Annotated in this window: 10 protein-coding genes; 4 read left to right on the top strand and 6 right to left on the bottom strand. The window is 67.6% G+C overall.

Translation table 11 applies throughout. The features are described 5' to 3' along the window. The first annotated feature begins 28 nt into the window (after nucleotides 1-28). The 4 genes from ACN0TP_RS08275 to ACN0TP_RS08290 all read left to right on the top strand — a co-directional run bounded on the left by ACN0TP_RS08275 (nucleotide 29) and on the right by ACN0TP_RS08290 (nucleotide 4,343). A complete protein-coding gene (locus ACN0TP_RS08275) occupies nucleotides 29-1,369 on the top strand; it encodes an MFS transporter (RefSeq protein ID WP_417218373.1) in 1,341 nt (446 codons plus the stop codon). 91 nt (nucleotides 1,370-1,460) lie between these two features. Beyond that, nucleotides 1,461-2,606 (top strand): Gfo/Idh/MocA family protein, encoded by a 1,146-nt coding sequence (locus tag ACN0TP_RS08280; protein ID WP_417218374.1) that lies wholly within the window; start codon nucleotides 1,461-1,463, stop codon nucleotides 2,604-2,606. Then, the gene (locus ACN0TP_RS08285) at nucleotides 2,603-3,475 is read left to right on the top strand and encodes a sugar phosphate isomerase/epimerase family protein (RefSeq protein ID WP_417218375.1); all 873 of its coding nucleotides are present in this window, start codon (nucleotides 2,603-2,605) and stop codon (nucleotides 3,473-3,475) included. The genes ACN0TP_RS08280 and ACN0TP_RS08285 overlap by 4 nt, the downstream gene beginning before the upstream one ends. Beyond that, the gene (locus tag ACN0TP_RS08290) at nucleotides 3,465-4,343 is read left to right on the top strand and encodes a shikimate dehydrogenase (RefSeq protein WP_417218376.1); all 879 of its coding nucleotides are present in this window, start codon (nucleotides 3,465-3,467) and stop codon (nucleotides 4,341-4,343) included. Before ACN0TP_RS08285 ends, ACN0TP_RS08290 begins: the two co-directional genes overlap by 11 nt. A 78-nt stretch (nucleotides 4,344-4,421) precedes the next feature. Here ACN0TP_RS08290 and ACN0TP_RS08295 read toward each other — a convergent pair whose 3' ends face one another. From ACN0TP_RS08295 to ACN0TP_RS08320, 6 genes are all read right to left on the bottom strand, one after another. Beyond that, nucleotides 4,422-7,757: an SNF2-related protein gene (locus tag ACN0TP_RS08295; RefSeq protein ID WP_417218377.1), complete on the bottom strand. Its 3,336-nt coding sequence runs from the start codon at nucleotides 7,755-7,757 to the stop codon at nucleotides 4,422-4,424. A gap of 36 nt (nucleotides 7,758-7,793) precedes the next feature. Next, nucleotides 7,794-8,543, bottom strand: a complete 750-nt coding sequence (locus ACN0TP_RS08300) for an SDR family NAD(P)-dependent oxidoreductase (RefSeq protein ID WP_417218378.1) — start codon at nucleotides 8,541-8,543, stop codon at nucleotides 7,794-7,796. A gap of 5 nt (nucleotides 8,544-8,548) precedes the next feature. Further along, nucleotides 8,549-10,330, bottom strand: coding sequence for an FAD-dependent oxidoreductase (locus ACN0TP_RS08305; protein ID WP_417218379.1), 1,782 nt, complete (start codon nucleotides 10,328-10,330; stop codon nucleotides 8,549-8,551). Between the two features lie 75 nt (nucleotides 10,331-10,405). Next, a complete protein-coding gene (locus tag ACN0TP_RS08310; protein ID WP_417218380.1) occupies nucleotides 10,406-11,785 on the bottom strand; it encodes an MFS transporter in 1,380 nt (459 codons plus the stop codon). Next, nucleotides 11,782-12,111, bottom strand: coding sequence for a Dabb family protein (locus ACN0TP_RS08315; protein WP_417218381.1), 330 nt, complete (start codon nucleotides 12,109-12,111; stop codon nucleotides 11,782-11,784). The genes ACN0TP_RS08310 and ACN0TP_RS08315 overlap by 4 nt, the downstream gene beginning before the upstream one ends. Continuing rightward, nucleotides 12,108-13,778 carry an FAD-dependent oxidoreductase gene (locus ACN0TP_RS08320; RefSeq protein WP_417218382.1) on the bottom strand — a complete coding sequence of 557 codons (1,671 nt, stop codon included), beginning with the start codon at nucleotides 13,776-13,778 and terminating at the stop codon, nucleotides 12,108-12,110. The genes ACN0TP_RS08315 and ACN0TP_RS08320 overlap by 4 nt, the downstream gene beginning before the upstream one ends. Between the last annotated feature and the right edge of the window lie 122 nt (nucleotides 13,779-13,900).

Consider the following 13,900-nt stretch of genomic DNA (forward strand, 5'->3'; position numbering starts at 1 on the left):
CGCTTCCGGTACCGATTCGAGGGATCCCATGTTCAGCAAAACCGCGCCGCCAACGACGGCAACCCGCACCGAGAAGCAACGCCGGAATGCCCGCAATGCCGCGGTCTCCGGGTTCGCCGGGAGTGCACTCGAGTACTACGATTTCTTCATCTTCGCCACCGCCGCGGCGCTCTACCTGAAGGACCTCTACTTCCCCGACGCCGGTGTTGCGGGACAGCTTTTCTCGCTCGCCACGATTGGCGTCGCCTACATCACCCGCCCACTCGGAGCAGTGCTGTGGGGCCATCTGGGCGACAAGATCGGCCGGAAGAACGTGCTCATCGCCGTATTGCTGCTCATGGGGATCGCCACCTTCCTGGTCGGCCTCGTCCCCACCTACGGCCAGATCGGCGTCTGGGCGCCGGTGATCCTCGTCGTCCTGCGCCTGGCCCAGGGGCTGTCGGCCGGCGGCGAGTCACCCGGCTCCTCCGCGCTGTCCATGGAGCACGCCCCCGATCATCGCCGGGCCTTCTTCTCCAGTTGGACCATGTCGGGAGTCACCTTCGGCATCGTGCTCTCGTCTGCAGTCTTCATTCCCCTGCAACTCCTTCCCGAGGACGCACTGATGAGCTGGGGCTGGCGCATCCCCTTCCTGCTCAGCGCCGTGGTCACCGTCGTCGCGCTGCTGTTGCGGCGTTCACTGGATGAGCCGGAAGTGTTCGTCGAAACCAAGGTCGAAGCCCAGGTGGTGAAGGTCCCCATCCTGGAACTGTTGCGCCGCCATCCACGGACCATGGTCCTGGTCACCGGCATGAGCCTGTTCACCATGGTCAACACGATGATCAACGTTTTCACCCTGTCCTACGGGACGCGGGTTTCCGGCATTCCTCGTGATGAGATGTTGTTGTTCATCACCGTCGCGAACCTGGTCGCGGTTCTCGCCCTGCCGCTGTGGGCACACCTCTCCGACAAGGTCGGCCGCAAGCCACTGTTCATCACCGGCACGGTGCTGCAGGTGATCCTCATTTTCGCGTTCCTCCGGGCACTCGCCACCGGTTCTCCCGAGAACACCTGGTGGGTGTGGATACTGGGCATCCTGCTCGTCGCCGGCGCCTATTCCATGACGAACGCGATCTACCCCGCATACTTTCCGGAGCAGTTCCCCGCCAACGTGCGCTACTCCGGCATGGCCATCTCCCTGATGATCGGACTCCTGCTGGCGGGATTCACCCCCGCCATCGCGGCCGGCATCTCCGGGACCGAGCACAACTGGTTCGGCGTGGCCCTCTTCTCCTCGATCTGCGTTGCCATCTCCGGAATCTGCGCCGCACTGAGCCGCGAGACCTTCAGGACCCCCACCGAGCAATTGGGCCAGCGGCACCGCTCCTGATCGACCACCGAAGGCTCCGGCCCAACGGATCCGGCACCCCGGCGGCCTGCCCGGCCCCAGGGAGCCACCGCAGAAAGGCTTCACGACGACCATGAATGAATCCAGGCCCCCAGTGCCGGCCGAAAACCGCACCTCCGCCAGCGGACTGCGCGTGGGCATCATCGGATGCGGCGCCATCGCCATCAACCACCTCGACGCCTACAACCGGCATGAGGATGCCTTCGTCGCCATCTGCATGGACACCGACCCCGACCGGGCCAGCACCTTTGCCCGGGAACATGGCATCCCGGCATGGACCACCGATACCGGCGAACTGCTCTCGGCAGTGGACGTTGTCAGTGTGTGCACGCCCCACCCCACGCATGAGGCGCTGGTCCTGCAGGCGGCCCGGGCGGGAGTCGACGTGTTGTGCGAGAAACCCCTCGCCATCGACGTGCAGTCGGCGGAAAGGATGGTCAACGCCTGCCGCGAAGCCGGAATCCACCTTGGGGCGGTATTCCAGCGCCGCTTCTGGCCCGCAGCCCAGCGGATCCGGGCCGCATTGGACGCGGACGCCCTCGGCAGCCCGATCCTCGCCCGGGCCGAGGTGCTGTTGCACCGCGATGCGTCCTACTACACCGCCACGCCCTGGCGGGGAAAGTGGGAGAGCGATGGAGGCGGTGTGCTGATGACGCAGGCCATCCACTACGTGGACCTCCTGCAGTGGTACCTGGGGGACGTCGACTGGGTCATGGCCACCGCGGACACGTTCAAGCATGGCGACTACATCGAAGTCGAGGACACGCTCGCGGCCACCCTGCGGTTCACCAGCGGTGCCATCGCCCAGTTCACGGCCTCGACGGCCCTCACCCCGGCGTTGGGCCAGCGTCTTTCCATCACCGGCTCCCACGGCGCCACGGTATCGCTGTTGGAATACCCGGAAGGCACCAGCGCGGTCAACGAGGTCTGGACCGTCCCCGGACACGAGGCCTTCACCCACCCCGCCGCCGTGCTCGACGACGTCGCCCTGCCGGAGATCAATGCTTCCCTTGCCCCCTTCCACGCCTTGCAGGTGGCCGACTTCGTCCACGCAGTCCGCCAGGGGACCGAACCCGCCGTCACGGGAGAAGATGCCTTGCGCTCCCTGCACACGATGACCGCCATGTATGCCTCCATGCGCAGCGGCCAGCCCGAACGTCCCGGCGGAGGAACCCAGCCAGTCGTCCCCACGGAACCCGTACGGGAGGTCTCACGATGACCGAATTGGGAATTGCCCACCTGAGCCTGCTCCAGCTTGATCCCGCCGACTTGGTCCGTGTCGCGGCCGAAGCCGGATACCAGTTCGTGGGACTGCGCGTCCGCGGAGCCACGCCAACTGAGACATGGCCGGACCAACGGCCCGGGTCCGCCTCCTCGCGGGCCACCGTCGCGGCACTGCGGGAGACGGGCCTGCGCGTGCGTGACATCGAGTTCCTCTCGTTGGACGGCCACACCGGCCGCGAAGCCTGGCTCCCGATGCTGGAGGCGGGTGCCGCCTTCGGCGCCGACACGTTGAACCTGGCCGGCCAGGATGCCGATGCCTCCCGGTTGACGGACACGCTGGCGCAGGTGGTGTCCGACGCCGCCGATTTCGGCATCACGCCGGCCCTCGAGCCGATCAGCTACAACGCGGTGTCAACCGTCCGGCAGGCAGCATCGATCGCCGGGGCCGCAGGTGCCCGCGTGATGTTGGATCCGCTGCATCTGCAACGCGGCGGCAGTTCCATCGCGGATGTGAAGGCTCTGGATCCGTCGCAGATCCCGGTGCTCCAGCTATGTGATGGGCCGGTCGCCACCCCGGAACGGATCACCGTGGGCTCGCCGCTGCCACGGGGCATGTCGGCCGATGGCGAGCCGCGGAAGGTTGAGTCCCGTGCCCTGCGGTTGGCACCTGGTCTGGGCGAGTTTGACCTGAAGTCCCTCGTGCGGACCGTGCCAGCTGGAACTCCGATCAGCCTCGAGGTCCCCCATGTGGACCTGGCCTCGGAGTTGGGGGCCCTGGGGTACGCGCGATACCTGCACGACGAGACGATGAGGCTTCTGAAGTCCGTCGACAGCGGTTTCGGGGGGCACGTCGATGAACGGTGAGCGCACCTTTCTGTTGGGGTTGCTCGGGGAGCACATCATGGAGTCCCTCACCCCCGCCATGCACGAGGCCGAAGGCCGTCGGCAGGGTCTGCCGCTGGTCTATCGTGCCCTGGATCCCGTGGAGTTGGGTTTGGCCGACGTCGATTGGCCGCAATGGCTGCTCACGGCCCGGGATTTCGGGTATGACGGACTGAATGTCACGCACCCGGCCAAGCAGGCGCTCATGGGTGTGCTCGATGGCCTCTCCGACGATGCGGCCCTGTTGGGTGCGGTGAACACGGTGACGTTTAGCGGTGGGCGTGCCTTCGGCGAAAACACCGACCACATCGGGTTCTCGGGAGCCTTGGATGCGTGCGGCATCGACGCCTCGGCAGGCAACGTGGTCCAGATTGGAGCCGGCGGGGCAGGTTCCGCCGTTGCCTATGCCCTGCTGAAGGCCGGGACGCCGCAGGTGACGCTGGTGGACGTGGACCCTTCACGGGCCCGTTCCCTGGTGGAACGGCTATCCCACGCGTTTGATGCCTCCCGGCTGCGGGTGATTCCACCGGAGGAGGCAACCGCGGCGGTGGGTGCGGCCACCGGCCTGGTCAACTGCACGCCGATTGGCATGGATGGGGTCTCTGACGGATCTCCCATCGATCTGGGCGCGCTGCACCGCGGTTTGTGGGTGGGCGATGCCGTCTACCGGCCGCTGCGGACCACGCTGGTGCGGGCCGCCGAGGACCTGGGGTGCACGGCCTTCGGTGGGGCGCACATGGTGGTCGGCCAGGCAGTGGCCTCCTTTGGGATGTTCACGGGCCGGCCGGCGTCCCGGGAGGCGATGTACCAGGCGTTTCTCCAGGGCTCGGGAACCCCCGCTCCCTCGTGAGAGTGCTGCCGGTCCGGTGCACGACGGGGGCCGCTGGGGGCGTCCCCCCGCCGGTGGTTTGGCCGGGGCGACCCGCGGTCACCCCTCGAACAGTGACTTGACGTCGTCCGCGCTGATGGCTGCACCAAAGGCTGCGTCCTCGTCCATCACCGAGGAGAACAACTGCGCCTTCTTGGCCTTGAGCGCCATCACCTTCTCCTCGATGGTGTCCTTGGAGACCATGCGGTAGACCATGACATTGCGGGTTTGCCCGATCCGGTGGGCCCGGTCCACCGCCTGGTTCTCACTGGCCGGGTTCCACCAGGGGTCCAGCAGGAAGCAGTAGTCCGCCTGGGTGAGGTTCAGCCCGAACCCGCCGGCCTTCAGGCTGATCAGGAAGACCGGCACGGTGCCTCCGGTGAAGGACTCGATGGCCTTCCCCCGCGACCGGGTGCCGCCGTCCAGATACGCGTAGCGGATGCCGGCCTCGTCCAGGCGTTGCGCCGCCCGGCCCAGGAACGAGGTGAACTGGCTGAACACCAGGGCGCTGTGCCCCTCGGACACGATGTCCTCCAGCTGCTCCAGCAGGGCGTCGAGCTTGCTCGATGGCACTCCTGCATATTTCTCGTCCACCAGCGACGCGTCCAGGCTGAGCTGGCGCAACATGGTCAGGGACCTGAAGATCTGGAAGCGGTTCTTGTCCAGTTCGTCGATCATCCCGAGCACCTTTTGCCGTTCCCGTTGCAGGTGGCGCTGGTAGATGGTCCGGTGCCTCGGCGAGAGTTCCAGCTCCAGGACCTGTTCCTGCTTGGGCGGCAGTTCCGTGGCGACCAGTTCCTTGGTCCGCCGCATGATCAGCGGACGGATACGACGGCGTAGCTGGGCCAGGCGCTCCCGGTCGCCGTCCTTTTCGATCGGCTTGCGGTAGAGCTCCTCGAACCTCTTGGCGGAGGGGAACAGGCCCGGGGAGGTGATCGCGAACATCGACCACAGCTCCGAGAGGTTGTTCTCCATCGGTGTTCCCGTGATCGCCAGCTTGAACGACGCCGGAAACGAGCGGGCCTGCGCGGCCGCCTTCGTCGCGGGGTTCTTCACGAACTGGGCCTCATCCAGCACCAGTCCCGCCCACCGTTGTTGTGCATACTCTTCGTTGTCCAGCCGGAACAAGGCGTAGGAGGTGACGACCACGTCCACCCCGTCCAGGATCGATGCCAACCCCCGTCCCGTGCGCTGGAGGGTTTCGGAGACCACGATGGTCCGAAGATCCGGTGCAAAACGATGCGCCCCGGCCGCCCAGTTCGGCACCACCGAGGTGGGGGCCACCACCAGGAAGGGCAGCGGTGGAACCCCGTCCCGGGCGTCCCGTTCCTTGACGTGCAACATCAGTGCCAGCGTCTGGAGGGTCTTGCCCAGCCCCATGTCGTCGGCCAGGACCCCTCCGAGGCCGTGGTCGTGCAGGAATGCCAGCCAGGAGTAGCCTTCCTGCTGGTAGCGGCGCATCGTCGCCGACAATCCTGCCGGTGGCTCCGCCGGTTCGATCCGTTCCAATTCCAGCAGTCCGCCCACGGATTTCTGCCACGACTCGGCCTGGTGGGCATCCACCGAAAGCTCCACCAGCTCATCCCAGAGTGAGGCCTGATGACGGCTGATCCGCAGGCTGTTCGCCTCGCGGTCCTGCAACGTCCTGGCTTCCTCGATGAGGCGGCGCAATTGCCGGTATTCGGGGTTGGCGAGGGAAAAGTAGCTGCCGTCCTCGAGCAGCAGGTAGTCATCCCCCCGGGCCAAGGCCACGAACAACTGGTCGAAGGGGACTTCCATGGTGCCGAGGTGGACCTGCACCCCCAGGTCGAACCAGTCGCTGCTGTCCGTTTCGCTGGCGCTCACCGAGATCTGGGGGACCTCGGTCAGTTCCACGTAGTCGGTGGGATCACCGTCGACGTCGATCTCCACGTGGTCGATGGTTTCGAGCCGGGGCAGTGCCTCCGCGGAAAAGCGCGCTGCGTCCACACCGGTCAATTCCACCGGCTCGCTGCTGCCGCGGCGGTTGAGCAGCGGCTGCGGGAACGTCTCCTCCCAGACGTGGGGGAAGTCCGGCAGTGCGTCGATCACCGTCCGCAACAGGGAGGCCTCGGCGACGACGTCGCGATCCGGGTCGCCGTCGGGGAGCAATGGGTGCCCCGGGGCCTGCTGTCCCGCCCGGGGGGCCCAGCGCCAGGACAGGCGCACACCCGGCACGTCCGGCGTCTTGCGTGTTCCCGCACGACGGAAGTGCCCCACCGTCAGCCGGAGCCGCGGCACCGCGCGCTCGGGGATCTGGACGGCGCCATCGCTGGAGGACACGCGGGCCCGTCTCACCAGTTCCGGTATGTAGTCGCTGACGAATTCATCCCTGCCGTTCCGCGGGATCTCCAGCGGTTTGGCCTCTTCGAGCAACTGCACGACGACGTCGGGAATGGTTCCCAGCGCGGGCGCCAGATGGATGCGAATCGTCCGCGCCGGCTGATCCGGGGCCTCGTCCCACCACGCCATGCCATGCCCGGGGGTGCCGATGACGCGCAGGTGCCGCTCGGTTCCCGCCGCCGGCTCCCCTGCCGGCCCCTCGTCATCCCCGCGGAGGGTCGGGCTCAAGCGCAGCTTGCCGTTGGCATCGGCCACGTCCAATCCGACGGCCACCGGGTCGTGCACGGTGACAGCACCCGCGGCACTGCGCAAGACGATTCCTGCCTCGTCGGCCGTCGACAGCAGACGCCAGAGCATGGGGGATGAGAAGCGCTCGAGCTGCATGTAGGGGTAGGAGTAGCCCATGTCATGCAACGCATGGAAATCATGCATCCAGCGTTCCTGGGCTTCGTCGAAGGTGGATGCGGCCGGCTGGTTCGCCGGGTAGTACGGCGAAGCGGCTGCCGTGCCGATGCCTCCCCAGCGAAGATTTGAAAAGACCCAGCGGCCCTTGTCGTTCAGCGTCACGGGGCGCAGGCCAATGGTGTGCCTGGCCTTGCGGCCCCTGGCCGCTGCGTTGATGACTTCGAAGTGGACACCCAAGGGGGCCGGAAGCCGACGCTCCGTGCGCCGGTCCAGCATGGCATCCATCCGGCGCCGCCACGGCGGAAGCTTTTCGACCTGGGTCGGCCGCGTCCGGCCGGCGGCCTCCGCGGCGGTGAGCATGAGGGCTGCCGTGTGCTTGCAGCGTTCGTGGACCGGACAGCTGCAGACCGCGATCGCCGGTTCCAGCGCTCGGGTGAAGGTGACGATGGAGCGGTAGATGCGGGCCCCCGAGCCCCTCACATGGGCCGAGATCTGACGGGTTCCGGAATCCCATTCAAGGTCCTGGACCCGCCGGAGGAGGTGGTATTCCAATCCGCGTTCAAAGGCCTGGCGGCCGACGAATTGCTGGATCTGGGCGTCGTGCAGCACGGGCGGCAGGTCGGGGTCCACCGGGCCGGTGTAGCCGCAGTGCCGGACAGTCCCTGGCTACTGTGCCACGTACCCGCCATCCACCGACCACACGGCACCGGTGACGAATCCTGCGGCGTCGGAGGCCAGGAAGCTGATGACCTCGGCGACCTCTTCCGGGGTGCCCAGTCGGCCCATCGGCTGGCGGGCCAGCATCTGCGAGCGCACTGCCTCATCCAGACCGGCTGTCAGGGGCGTTTCCACATATCCCGGGGCGACTGCATTGATCCGGATTCCGGACGAGGCATATCCCAGGCCGGCGGACCTCACCAGGTTCGCCACCCCCGCCTTGGCGGCCGAGTAGGGCGCCGATCCCGCCTGTCCCACCAGGCCGAGGATGGATGACACGGCAACCACCGCCCCGCCGGCGTTGGCCGTCATGTGACGCAAGGCGTGCTTCAGGGAAAGGGCCACTCCGGTCAGGTCGATGTCCATCACCCGCTGCCAGTGGTCCATGTCCAGTTCGTGCAGTGGCCCCTTGCGTTCGGCGATTCCGGCATTGGCCACCAGCACGTCCACGGTTCCGCCGAGCCGCGCGGCCTCGTCCATGAGCCGGGCAACGGCTGTCTCGTCGGTGACGTCCGTGTCCACGGCATGGGCCCTGCCCCCGAGCCCGGTGATCTGTTCGGCCACCGATGCGGCGCGGGGATCCACGTCGCCGATGACCACGCTCGCGCCGCGGGCGGCCAGCATGCGTGCCGTCGCGGCACCGATCCCTCCGGCAGCACCGGTCACGACGGCGGTGCGGCCGGCGAAGGCCTGGTCCACGGCCGTCAGGCCCCGACGATCAAGGCACGTTCCAGGGCCTCCGGTCGACCCGATTCGGCGGCCAGGGCGGCGATGTCGCGTCCCATCCGGTAGCCGAACACCAACCCGGGTCCGATATGGGAGCCGTAGCCGGGGTAGCCGCCTCCGAAGGCCGATACAGCTGCCGCTCCCACGGAGTACAACCCGGGAATCCGGGAGCCGTCCTCGCGGATGACTGCGTGGTGGTCATCGACGTCGATGCCCGCGAACGTGCCCAGGTCCCCCATCTGCACCTTCGCCGCGTAGTACGGGCCCTTATCCAGCGTGGCCAGATTCGGATTCGGCTGGTGCTCCATGTCGCCGCGGAAGTGGTTGTAGGCGGTCGATCCGCGCCCGTACTCCGTGTCCACTCCGGCGACGGCATCGCGGTTGAACGTCGCGATCGTCTCCTGCAGGCCGGTCGGGTCCACCCCGATCCTGCCGGCGAGCTCCTCGATGGTGCTGCCCTGGTGGAGGTAGCCCATCCACTTGAAGGGTGCCCTGGGGACGGGCCACGGCTTGGCGTAGCCGATCCCGTATTTGTCCATCAGCTTCTTGTCGCCGATGATCCACGCATGGGGGGAGTCCTGGTCGGCTTCGTGCCGGAGCATCGCACCGCCGAAGTCGTGGTAGCTCAGCGCCTCGTTGCCGAAGCGCTTCCCGGCCCGGTCCACGGTGATCATGCCCGGAAGCCCGATCTGGCGCAGATGCGGGAACAGCCGCTGGGCCCCGGTGCGCAGCGATTTGAAGACCGTCACCGGAGCCCAGGAGGCAACCGATGAGACCTCGGCGTTGATCCGTCCGCCGGCCGACATCGCCATCCTGGCCGAGCTGCCATCGTGGCCCTGGGTCGGGGTGAAGTGTTCGGTCCCGTGCCGGTCGTGGGCGAAGTACTTCCGCCGCAGCTGCTCATCGCCGGTGAATCCGCCGCCGGCCAGCACCACGCCCAGGCGTGCCTGCACCGTGCCGGGGTGGGCCCCGCCCAGGACAGCTCCGGTGACGGCGCCGCCGTCGTCCCCCACCAATTCCACCACCGGGGTCCCGGTCCACACGCGGACCCCGGCGTCGAGCGCCGATTTCACCATGCGGGTCATCAACGCGGAACCGTTGGTGCGCTTGAGCGGCTGGCGGTGCACCGCCATGTCCGCCCAGGTCTTCATCAGCTTCAGCGCGACATAGGTGAAGGACTTCACCGATTGGTTCGCGTGGAGGAACTGGGTGAGGTCGGGGCCGACCTGGGGCATGTATCCGAACACCGTGTAGGAGCCCAGGTAGGGCTGCAGCTCCCGCCGGCGTTCCCCCAGCATCCGCACGTCGGCGTCCGCGGGCAGGATGGCCCGCCCGCCGAGCTTCGCCCCGGGCAGGTCCATCTGGTAGTCGGGGGCCTTGTCCGGGTAGCTGAAGATGACGTCGGTGTGGTCTTCGAAGAAGTCGATGGCCTCCGGGACGGTGTCCAGGAAACCTGCGACTGCGGAGTCGTTGTAGGTGCCGGGGGCCAGGGCCTTGAGGTAGTCCTCGGCTTCGGCCCGCGTGTCACCGGCGGCGGCGGAGCCCTTCGGGTTGCCGGGGACCCAGGCCCAGCCCGCCGAGATCGCGGTGGTGCCGCCGAAGTGCGGGGACTTCTCGGCCACGATGACGTTCAGTCCGTCGTGCGCTGCCCGGATGGCGGTCGCCATGCCGGCGACACCGGAGCCGACCACCAGGACGTCGCAGCGGATGTCGGTCGTCGTGCCCCGGTGGCCGGAGGTGGAGGTGGGGGTGGTGGACATGATGTGTTTCCTTCGTCGATGGCGGTGCAGGGGAGGGGGGGGTTCGCCGCTCGGTGGCGAACCGCGGCCGGTGGGTCAGGACCTGGCCGTGGCCTTCAGGTAGGGCTCGCCCAGTTCCTTGATGGGGGTGTGGGCTGTTTCGCGGGCGCTGATGGCCGCTCCGGCGGCAATCAGCGCGCAGACGGCGCCGAAGACGGCCACCGGGACCCAGCCGAAGGTTCCGTCGGCGAGCAGCAGGCTCCCGATCATGGGGCCGAAGCCGGCCACCAGCAGGCTCAGCTGGTTTCCCATGGCCATGCCGGTGTAGCGGACGGGCGCGGCAAACAGCTCACCGAAGAACGAGGTCCAGACCCCGTTGAACCCGGAGTAGAGGATGGTCATGAACAGCAGCGACGCGGCAAAGACGATCCAGATGTTTCCGGTGCCCAGGGCCAGGAAGTAGAGGAAGATGGTGGCGGCGCAGCCGATCATGGCGGTGAGCATGAGTGGCTTGCGGCCCACCCGGTCCGAGAGCCGCCCGGCCAGCGGCATCAGGACCATGGAGAGGCCGATGGCCACTGCGTTGACCGTCAGGATCTCGGTCCGCTCAAATCCGCCGTGCTTGGTGGCATAGGACAGGCCGAACACGGTGAACACGGTTTGCATCACGGAGAAGATGGACATCAACAGCACGCGCAGGACATCGAATCCCTGGTACTTCAGCACCTCGCGGGCCGGCAGCTTGCGGACCTCTCCGGCCTGGGCCACTTCCTCCTCGAAAACAGGTGTCTCATCCAGCTTGGTCCTGACCCAGAAGGCGATCGCCAGCACGAAGACGGAGAGCAGGAACGGGATGCGCCAGCCCCAGCTCATCAGCTGGTCTTCGGGCAGGGCGGTGATCGGGATGAAGACGATGGTGGACAGCACCATGCCGGAGGCATACCCGGTCATGACGAACGAGGTGAAGAAGCCGCGGCGGCCCTCCGGGGAGTGTTCGATCGTCAACGAGGAGGCTCCTGCGGATTCGGCGCCCGCCGAGAAGCCCTGCGCGAGTCGGGCGATGACCAACAGGACGGTGGACCACACGCCGATTTGTCCGTAGGTCGGCAGCAGTCCAATGCTCAGGGAGGCCAGGCCCATGAGCACCAGGGTGAACAACAGGACGTTCTTGCGTCCGATCCGGTCCCCGAAGTGGCCCATCACCAGTCCGCCCAGGGGCCTGGCGATGTAGGCGACGCCGAAGGTCGCGAAGGCGGCCATCGTGGCCACCGTCGGGTTGTCCCCGGGGAAGAACAGGTGGGGGAACACCAGGGCCGCGGCCGTGCCGTAGATGAAGAAGTCGTAGTACTCCAACGTGGAGCCCAGGAAGGAGGCCAGGGCCGCCTTGGCGGGGGTCCGCGGCGATTCGAGGGTGTCGGCAGCGTGGGTCCCGGAGGCGGTGTCGATGCCGGGCGTGGGGGATGGTGAGGTGTTCATGTCTGGTCCTTAGGGGTGGATCCGGCGGCCGGGGCCGCCAGTTCGAAGTCGACGTAGGCCAGGTCCCTCACGTTCGGCAGGGAGTAGGGCTTGATGGCTTCGTGGAGTGGGTGGGTGTTGTAGACGGCGATGTCCTCGCGCGAGGCGAAATCCGCGACGATCACGTGGTCCCAGGATTTGCCGGTGCCCATGACGTCGGGTCCGTGGGTCAGGGACAGCAGTCCGGGGATGTTGCCGGCCATGGCCTCCAGGCCTGTGGTCCAGGCGTCGCGGATGTCGGGGGTGAAGGTGTCCTTGAAGCGGAACATCACGATGTGCCGGATCATGCGTTCACCGTTTCGGCCCGCCGGCCGGCCGTCGCGTGGTAGTCCGCTGGTTGTCCGGCCAGGGTGCGGCCGGCGAGGTAGGCCATGGTCATCAGCGGGCCCAGGGTCGCCCCCGCCCCGGGGTATCCGGCGGCGTAGGGGCTCTCGGTGGTGTTGCCGGCGGCGAAGAGGCCGGCGATGGGTTCCCCGTCGACATCCAGCACCTGGCCCCGCCCGTTGGTGGCGACGCCGCCGCAGGTGCCAAAGGCCCCGTTGACCACTTCCAGGGCGTAGTACGGCCCGCTCTGCAGCGGTCCGAGCGAGGGGTTGGGCCACGCGTTGTCCGAGTCGCCCCAGTACCTGTCGTATTCGGAGGTCCCGCGCCCGAAGTCCGGGTCCTCGCCGGCCACCGCGTGGGTGTTGAAGCATTCGACGGTTGCCTCAAGGGCTGCCGCGGGGACCTTGATGCGCTCGGCCAGGGCCGCCAGGGTCGGTGCCTCGATCAGCCAGGCGGGGGTCGGTTGGCCGCTGCGGTGGTCCATGATCCCGTACCGCTGCAGGTAGGTCTCGTCGAAGACCACGTGGGCCGGGGTGTTCAAGGTCTGGTGGTTGGCCGAGTCCCAGGAGTGCAGGACGCGGGCGAGGTCGTTGTAGTTCTGGGCCTCGTTCGCGAAGCGCTGGCCGTGGCGGTTGACCATGATGGATCCCGGGCCCTGGCGTTCGAAGCGCAGCAGGGAGCCGATCGGTTCGCCGTCGCGCAGGGTCCCGGTCAGTGACATCGGTGCCCACCAGGCTTCGCGGGTGCCGCGGGTCATGGCCCCGATGCGCTGCGCCATCTTCAGCCCGTCGCCGGTGTTCGACGGCGGGGAGCACATCGTATGGAGCCGGGTGGCCAGCATCGAATCCGCGAGTTTGCGGTCCCATTCGAAGCCGCCGGCCGCGAGCATCACCCCGGAGGCCGCGCGGAATTCGGTCCCGTCCTCCAGCACGACGCCGGTCACCCCACCCTGGTGGGTGAGCAGGCGGTCCACGCGGGCCCCGGTGGCCAGGTGGACCCCGTTCTGGAGGCAGGCGGCCAGGAGCATCCCGATGAGCGCGTGTCCCTTGGCCGCGAATCCGGCGTCCCGGCGGGCGTTGAGCTCATCCCAGGGGAAGCGCAGGAACGCACCCCAGTCCTCGTATTCCTGCATGGTGTAGGGGTGGCGTCCATCGCTGCGGACGTGTTCCGCCACGTCCCCCAGGGCCTGGCGGTAGTTGAACAACTCCGGTTCCACCGTGCGGCCCCCGGTGACGGCCCCGGGGAGGTCCTGGCGGTAGTCCGGAAAGTTGTCCAGGAAGATGAACTGGACGCCGAGCTCGTTCTCGGCGAAGCGGAGCATGGTGTCTCCGTGGTCCAGGGCGGCATCGAGCAGTTCGGTCCGGCCGCGGCCGCGTGCGACCGCCTCGACGTATTTGCGTCCGGCTGCCTTCGAATCGTCGATACCGGCCTCCCGGGCGTGGTGGTTGTCGACGATCCACAGCATTCCGCCGGAGACCGCCGACGTCCCGCCCAGGAGTCCTGACTTCTCCAGCACGATCACGGATTGGCCGGCCCGGGCGGCCGTGGCGGCCGCCGTCAGGGCAGCTGCGCCCGAGCCGACGACCACGACGTCGTAGCTGCCGGCATTCTCTCCATTGAGCATTCGCATGATGGGTCCTTCGATGTGCGGGGTGTGTGATGCAATGCACATGATCGTGACAGGGCACACAGTCGCCAACGAGGAGGTGTTCCGTTGAACTGAACACCCGTTCCATTCATCCGAACGGGGTG

The organism is Arthrobacter sp. (assembly GCF_048266065.1).
GTDB lineage: Bacteria > Actinomycetota > Actinomycetes > Actinomycetales > Micrococcaceae > Arthrobacter_H.

Excerpts from the sequence above, each read along its gene's own strand:
- ACN0TP_RS08280 (WP_417218374.1), top strand. The coding sequence starts at position 1,461 with ATGAATGAATCCAGGCCCCCAGTGCCGGCCGAAAACCGCACCTCCGCC.
- ACN0TP_RS08305 (WP_417218379.1), bottom strand. The coding sequence starts at position 10,330 with ATGTCCACCACCCCCACCTCCACCTCCGGCCACCGGGGCACGACGACC.
- ACN0TP_RS08285 (WP_417218375.1), top strand. The coding sequence starts at position 2,603 with ATGACCGAATTGGGAATTGCCCACCTGAGCCTGCTCCAGCTTGATCCC.
- ACN0TP_RS08290 (WP_417218376.1), top strand. The coding sequence starts at position 3,465 with ATGAACGGTGAGCGCACCTTTCTGTTGGGGTTGCTCGGGGAGCACATC.
- ACN0TP_RS08310 (WP_417218380.1), bottom strand. The coding sequence starts at position 11,785 with ATGAACACCTCACCATCCCCCACGCCCGGCATCGACACCGCCTCCGGG.
- ACN0TP_RS08320 (WP_417218382.1), bottom strand. The coding sequence starts at position 13,778 with ATGCGAATGCTCAATGGAGAGAATGCCGGCAGCTACGACGTCGTGGTC.
- ACN0TP_RS08315 (WP_417218381.1), bottom strand. The coding sequence starts at position 12,111 with ATGATCCGGCACATCGTGATGTTCCGCTTCAAGGACACCTTCACCCCC.
- ACN0TP_RS08275 (WP_417218373.1), top strand. The coding sequence starts at position 29 with ATGTTCAGCAAAACCGCGCCGCCAACGACGGCAACCCGCACCGAGAAG.